The organism is Dongia sp. (assembly GCF_041918875.1).
Lineage (GTDB): Bacteria > Pseudomonadota > Alphaproteobacteria > Dongiales > Dongiaceae > Dongia.
This window is the reverse complement of record NZ_JAYRUV010000026.1, coordinates 46986-53563: the sequence shown is the minus strand read 5'-3', so window position 1 is coordinate 53563 and position 6578 is coordinate 46986. Positions and strand designations below refer to the sequence as shown.

The following is a 6578-nucleotide window of genomic DNA, read 5'->3' as shown; positions in this document are numbered from 1 at the left end:
GCCAGACGAGCGTCCCCAAACTCTCCTAGGCTCAGTTCCATCACCTTCTCCCATAGCCGAAGCACCGCTATAGAGAGTCAGCTTCCGAGCCAATCCGCAAGTCCCACGAGATGTGTGAACATCGTAGACGTGGGGGAGAGGGGGTGGAACAATTCAGTCCCGCACGATCGCGATTAGGGCGGGGCAATTGCCTTTCGCGGGTTTGGCGACGTGCAGAGATTGGGGCGCGTGCGGCTCTTCGATCTCGCTGAGATAGGCGGCGCCACAATCTCATCGGCAGATGAGTTGCAGCGCCGGCGCGCTTATTTGAACTGCACCTTGGCGATTTCGTAGGATTTCGAGCCGCCGGGCGTCGTCACCTCGACCGATTCACCGACCGTCTTGTTGATGAGGGCCCGCGCCAGCGGCGCCGTGATGGAGAGGCGGCGCGATTTGATGTCCGCCTCGTCCTCGCCGACGATCTGGTAGACGGTCTTCTCCTCGGTATCCTCGTCGATGAGGGTCACCGTGGCGCCGAACTTGACGGCCTTGCCGGTCAGCTTCGAGACGTCGATGATTTCGGCGCGCGAAATCTTGTCCTCGAGTTCCATGACGCGGCCTTCGATGAAGGACTGGCGCTCGCGCGCGGCGTGATACTCGGCATTTTCCGAGAGATCGCCATGCTCGCGCGCTTCCGCGATGGCGCGGATCACCGCCGGCCGCTCGACCGACTTCAACTGCTTCAACTCTTCTTCGAGGCGGGCGAAGCCGTCCTCGGTCATCGGAATCTTTGACATGGGCAATTCCACAGCAAAAAAGCAAAAGAACCCCTCGGGCGCGGCTCCGTTCCTTGGGTAAGGAAACATCGTCGCCACCCGGTGAGCCTGACATGTCCATTGGAACCAGGTCCCCAATAAAACCAATAGGGTGCCCCCTGGTCGGCCGTTAACTCTTGGCGGCCGTTTCTCCGGTTCAGCTCTTAAAGTACGATTGCAGCGGCGCGACTGCAAGCTCCCCGGCAGCCAGGGCGCCCACGGCGTCGACCGCGGCCACTGCCCCCGAAAGGGTCGTGTAATAGGGAATCTGTCCCATCAGGGCCGCCCGGCGCAAGCTGAAACTGTCGCCGACGGCCTTGTTGCCGGCCACCGTATTGAAGACAAGCTTGATCTCGCCGCGCTGCATCGCCTCGACGATATGGGGCGAGCCCTGGTGGACCTTGTTGATCGCCCGGACGTTGAGGTTCTGGTTCCGGAGGTAAGCAGCCGTGCCGGGTGTGGCGCAGATATCGAAACCCATATCCAACAGGCGCTTGGTGGCCGGGACGATGGACGGCTTGTCCTTGTCCTTGACCGAGATGAAGACCGTGCCGCTCTTCGGGAGATTGAGGCCGGCGCCGAGCTGCGCCTTCAGGAAGGCGCGGGCGAAGTTTGAATCCAGCCCCATCACCTCGCCGGTCGAACGCATCTCGGGGCCAAGGATGATGTCGACGCCTGGGAAGCGGGCGAAGGGGAAGACGGCTTCCTTCACCGCGACGTGATGGCGCAGGCTGGGGTTGAGGTCGAAGGTCTTCAATTTCTCGCCCGCCATCACCCGCGCCGCGATCTTGGCGATGGGCAGTCCGGTGGCCTTGGCGACGAAGGGCACCGTGCGGCTGGCGCGCGGGTTGACCTCCAGCACATAGATGTCGGCGCCCTTGATGGCGAATTGGACATTCATCAGGCCGACGACGTTGAGACCCTTGGCGAGGCTTTCGGATTGGCGGCGCAATTCCGAAATCACCTGCAGCGGCAGAGTATGCGGGGGCAGCGCGCAGGCGGAATCGCCGGAATGGATGCCGGCTTCCTCGATATGCTCCATTATGCCGGCGACATAGACGTCCGTGCCGTCGGCCAGGGCGTCGACATCGACCTCGATTGCGTCCTCGAGATAGGAATCGATCAGCACCGGATTGTCGCCGGAAACCTGCACGGCGGTGCGCATGTAGCGGCGCAGCTGGCCGATCTCATGCACGATCTCCATGGCGCGCCCGCCCAGCACGTAAGAGGGGCGGATGACGACCGGATAGCCGATCTCGGTGGCGATGCGCTCCGCTTCCTCGGTCGAACGCGCGATGCCGTTCTTGGGCTGGCGCAGCTTCAATGCATGCAGCAATTGCTGGAAGCGTTCACGGTCCTCGGCGAGGTCGATCGCGTCCGGCGAGGTGCCGAGGATCGGAATATGCGCGGCTTCCAGGGCGGCGGCGAGCTTCAGCGGGGTCTGCCCACCGAACTGCACGATGCAGCCCAGCAGCTTCCCCTTGCTCTGTTCGACCCGCGCGATCTCGACCACATCCTCCGCCGTCAATGGCTCGAAATAGAGCCGGTCGGAGGTGTCGTAATCGGTCGAGACCGTCTCCGGATTACAATTGACCATGATGGTCTCGACACCGGCCTCTTTGAGGGCGTAAGCGGCGTGGACGCAGCAATAGTCGAACTCGATTCCCTGCCCGATGCGGTTGGGGCCGCCGCCCAGGATGATGACCTTGTTGCGTTCGCTGGGCCTGGCTTCGGACTCCGCCGGCTCCAGTCCGTCGCCCTCATAGCAGGAATACATATAGGGCGTGTTGGAGGCGAACTCGCCAGCGCAGGTGTCGATGCATTTATAGACCGGATGCAGGTCGAGCTTCAGGCGCAGCGCCGTCACCTCGGCCGGCTTCTGCCCGACGAGTTGGGCGAGGCGCGCATCGGAGAAGCCGAGCTTCTTCAAGCGCATCAGGCCGGGCCTGGTCCTGGGTAGGCCGCTGGCCTTCACCTCGGCCTCAATCCTCACCAGCATCTCGATCTGGCGAATGAACCAGGGATCGAATTTGGATGCCTCGTGAATCTCCTCGACGCTGAGGCCGTGCCGCAAGGCCTGGGCGATGAGCAGCAGCCGGTCCGGCGTCTGCTTGGCCAATTGCGCCATGATGGTCGGCTTGTCGTCACCATCGAGCGCCACTTCATTGAGGCCGGTGAGGCCCGTCTCCATCGAGCGCAGCGCCTTCTGCAGCGATTCCGCGAACGACCTGCCGATGGCCATCGCTTCGCCGACGGATTTCATCGAGGTGGAGAGGATCGCTTCGGCGCCGGCGAACTTCTCGAAGGTGAAGCGCGGCATCTTGGTGACCACGTAATCGATCGTCGGCTCAAAGGAAGCCGGCGTCACCTTGGTGATGTCGTTCTGCAATTCGTCCAAGGTGTAGCCGATGGCGAGCTTGGCGGCGATCTTGGCGATGGGGAAGCCGGTGGCCTTCGATGCCAGCGCCGACGAGCGTGAGACGCGCGGGTTCATCTCAATGACGACCAGGCGCCCCGTGTCCGGATTGACGGCATATTGCACGTTGGAGCCGCCGGTATCGACGCCGATCTCGCGCAGGACCGCGATCGAGGCGTTGCGCATGATCTGGTATTCTTTGTCGGTCAGCGTCAGGGCCGGCGCCACGGTCACGGAATCGCCAGTATGGACACCCATCGGATCGATATTCTCGATCGAACAGATGATGATGCAATTGTCCGCCTTGTCGCGGACCACTTCCATCTCATATTCCTTCCAGCCCAGCACCGATTCCTCGACCAGCACCTGGCCGACCGGCGATGCCTTGAGGCCACCCTCGACGATGCGGATGAAGTCCTCGCGCGACTGGGCGATGCCGCCGCCGGTGCCACCCAATGTGAAGCTCGGTCGGATGATGGCTGGAAGGCCTACATAGTCGAGCGCTTCCATCGCCTCTTCCATGCTCTCGACCTGGCGCCCGCGCGGACTCTCCAGGCCGATCCGATCCATCGCCTCGCGGAACAGGAAACGATCCTCGGCCATGTCGATCGCATGCGCATTGGCGCCGATCAGCTCCACGCCAAGCTCGGCCAGCTTGCCTGACTTGTGGAGCGCCATCGCCGTGTTGAGCGCCGTCTGCCCGCCCATGGTCGGCAGCACCGCGTCGGGCCGTTCCTTCTCGATGATCTTGGCCACCACTTCCGGCGTGATCGGTTCGACATAGGTGGCGTCGGCCAGATCCGGATCGGTCATGATCGTGGCCGGGTTCGAGTTCACCAGAATGACCCGATACCCCTCAGCCCGCAGCGCCTTGCAAGCCTGCGCCCCCGAATAATCGAACTCGCAAGCCTGCCCGATAACGATCGGACCAGCGCCGATGATGAGGATCGATTTGATATCAGTGCGTTTGGGCATGATGGGTCTCAATCTGTTGCGCCGAGGGCGCCAAGAATTTCGTGAAGGACACCGTCTTCGTTTTCGAGAAGCTGGTTGTTCCAGAAGCGGATCGTCTTGAAACCTTGCGTGGCAAGCCAATTGGATCGCAGTTCATCATGCGCGCGCTGCGTCGTTGCGTCATGCTGACCGCCATCCAGCTCGATGACGAGAGGCGGCCTGAAGCAGACGAAGTCGACGATATAAGCGCCGATTGGCTCCTGCCGTCGAAACTTGTATCCGGCAAGCTGTTTGGCGCGTAGCAGGCGCCAAAGACGCTTTTCAGCCTCGGTTGAAGATTTGCGCAGTTGCTTTGCACGGTCTTCGGCCATGGCCCCCTCTCCCTAACCCTCCCCCACGTTGGGGGGAGGGGACTAAAGCGAGCAGAACGTGCTTGTTCTTGAAACACCCTCGATAGAACCCCCTCCCCCCCACGTGGGGGAGGGTTGGGGAGAGGGGGCGTCTCAACCGGCACAATCATTGGATCACTTCCTCTTCGCCATGTTCTCAACGAAGCGGTGGAAGAGGTAGTGGCTGTCCTGCGGGCCCGGCGAGGCTTCCGGGTGGTATTGCACGGAAAAGACCGGCTTCGATTTCAGGGCCAGGCCCTCGACGCAATTGTCGAACAGAGAGCGGTGGGTGATCTCGACATCGGCGGGCAGGCTTTCCGCCATCACTTCGAAGCCGTGGTTCTGGCTGGTGATTTCGACCTTGCCGGTATGAAGGTCCTTCACCGGATGATTGGCGCCGCGATGGCCGCGATGCATCTTGCTTGTCTTGCCGCCCAGGGCCAGTGCCAGCATCTGATGGCCGAGGCAGATGCCGAAGATCGGCAGGTCCTTGGCGATAAGATCCTTGATGACCGGCACGGCATATTCGCCGGTCGCGGCCGGGTCGCCCGGGCCGTTGGAAAGGAAGATGCCGTCGGGCTTGTGGCGCAGCACATCGTCGGTCGAAGCAGTGGCTGGAACAACGGTCACGTCGCAGCCGGCGTCGGCGAGGCAGCGCAGGATATTGTCCTTGGCGCCGTAATCGATGGCGACGACCTTGAACTTCGCCGGTGCCGACTTCTGATAGCCGCCATTGAGCGCCCAGAGACCGCCTTCCCAATGATAGGTCTGTCGGCAAGTCACATCCTTGGCGAGGTCCATGCCATCGAGGCCGGGCCAGGCTTTCGCTTGTTTCACCAGGGCCGGTATGTCGAACTTGCCATCCTTGGCATAGGCGATGACGCCATTCGGCGCGCCGGCATCGCGGATGCGATGGGTAAGGGCGCGGGTGTCGATCCCGGCGATGGCGAAAAGATTGTTGGCCTTCAGCCAGGCATCGAAGCCCTGTGTGGCGCGCCAGCTCGAAGGCTCGGTGATGTCGAGGTTGAGAATGGCGCCCCGCGCCGCCACGGTCCGCGTCTCGACATCTTCCGGATTGGCGCCGACATTGCCGACATGGGGGAAGGTGAAGGTGATGATCTGCCCGGCATAGGAGGGATCGGTCATGATCTCCTGATAGCCGGTCATCGAGGTATTGAAGCAGATCTCGCCCACCGCCTTACCCTCGGCGCCCAAGCCTCGGCCCTTCAGCACGGTCCCGTCGGCAAGGACGATGATTGCCGTGGCGATCGGCGGTTCGTCCGATGCGGGCGCGTGGGCAGATTTGGTCGCGGCGGTCATGCGCGGGCCTTTGCTCTTGGGTCGTGGAAATGGGGGCGGGCCAACCTGGGCAGCCGCTCTGAGCTCGAGGAGACCGGGCGCCGGCCGCAAGTTGGGAGTTTCTAAGCTGTGACAGCGTCGGCGTCAAGCGGCGCCTTTAAAAGAATAGCGAGTATTTTCAATAGCTTGGCAGCTATCAGCCGCATGGACTCGTGAGGGCGAATCCTATATGGTCCGACCTTTCCACAATCTTCAGAACGAACGGATGGCGGCCATGCTGCGGCAGCGGATCAATGATGATGTCAAAACGGCCATGAAAGCCAAGGACGAGGCGCTGTCGGGCCTCCGCCTGATCACCGCCGCCATCAAGGACAAGGACATCGCCGCCCGCCCCGGCAATATGAACGGCATTTCCGACGCCGAGATCATCGACATGCTGCAGAAGATGATCCGCCAGCGCCAGGAAAGCATCGAGATGTACACCAAGGGCAACCGGCCGGAGCTCGCCGCCAAGGAACAGGGCGAGATCGACGTCATCAACCGCTATCTGCCCAAGCAGCTCTCGCAGGCCGAAACCGAAGCGGCGATCGCCGCCATCGTCACGGAGACGGGCGCCAGCTCGATCAAGGACATGGGCAAGGTGATGGGCCTTTTGAAGGAGCGTTTCGCCGGCCAGCTCGATTTCGGCAAGGTGGGCGCCCTGGTGAAGGCGAAGCTCGGCTAAGG

The 6578-nt window shown here is 62.2% G+C and carries 5 protein-coding genes; 1 reads left to right on the top strand and 4 read right to left on the bottom strand.

What is annotated here, in order from left to right:
• Positions 1-302: 302 nt before the first annotated feature.
• From greA to carA, 4 genes are all read right to left on the bottom strand, one after another.
• Positions 303-776: a transcription elongation factor GreA gene (gene greA / locus ACE3TY_RS20445; protein ID WP_374656478.1), complete on the bottom strand. Its 474-nt coding sequence runs from the start codon at positions 774-776 to the stop codon at positions 303-305.
• A gap of 175 nt (positions 777-951) precedes the next feature.
• On the bottom strand, positions 952-4185 hold the full coding sequence (gene carB / locus ACE3TY_RS20440; protein WP_374656476.1) for a carbamoyl-phosphate synthase large subunit: 3234 nt from the start codon (positions 4183-4185) through the stop codon (positions 952-954).
• Between the two features lie 8 nt (positions 4186-4193).
• Positions 4194-4535: an endonuclease domain-containing protein gene (locus ACE3TY_RS20435; RefSeq protein WP_374656474.1), complete on the bottom strand. Its 342-nt coding sequence runs from the start codon at positions 4533-4535 to the stop codon at positions 4194-4196.
• A 153-nt stretch (positions 4536-4688) separates the two neighbouring features.
• Complete coding sequence (carA, locus tag ACE3TY_RS20430) at positions 4689-5873, bottom strand: glutamine-hydrolyzing carbamoyl-phosphate synthase small subunit (RefSeq protein ID WP_374656472.1); 1185 nt, start codon at positions 5871-5873, stop codon at positions 4689-4691.
• Positions 5874-6126: 253 nt separating this feature from the next.
• Between carA and ACE3TY_RS20425 the strand changes: the two genes are divergently transcribed.
• Positions 6127-6576 (top strand): GatB/YqeY domain-containing protein, encoded by a 450-nt coding sequence (locus tag ACE3TY_RS20425; RefSeq protein ID WP_374656470.1) that lies wholly within the window; start codon positions 6127-6129, stop codon positions 6574-6576.
• Positions 6577-6578 lie beyond the last annotated feature (2 nt).

Coding starts and splice junctions, on each gene's coding strand:
- carB (WP_374656476.1), bottom strand. CDS start 4,185: ATGCCCAAACGCACTGATATCAAATCGATCCTCATCATCGGCGCTGGT.
- greA (WP_374656478.1), bottom strand. CDS start 776: ATGTCAAAGATTCCGATGACCGAGGACGGCTTCGCCCGCCTCGAAGAA.
- ACE3TY_RS20435 (WP_374656474.1), bottom strand. CDS start 4,535: ATGGCCGAAGACCGTGCAAAGCAACTGCGCAAATCTTCAACCGAGGCT.
- carA (WP_374656472.1), bottom strand. CDS start 5,873: ATGACCGCCGCGACCAAATCTGCCCACGCGCCCGCATCGGACGAACCG.
- ACE3TY_RS20425 (WP_374656470.1), top strand. CDS start 6,127: ATGCTGCGGCAGCGGATCAATGATGATGTCAAAACGGCCATGAAAGCC.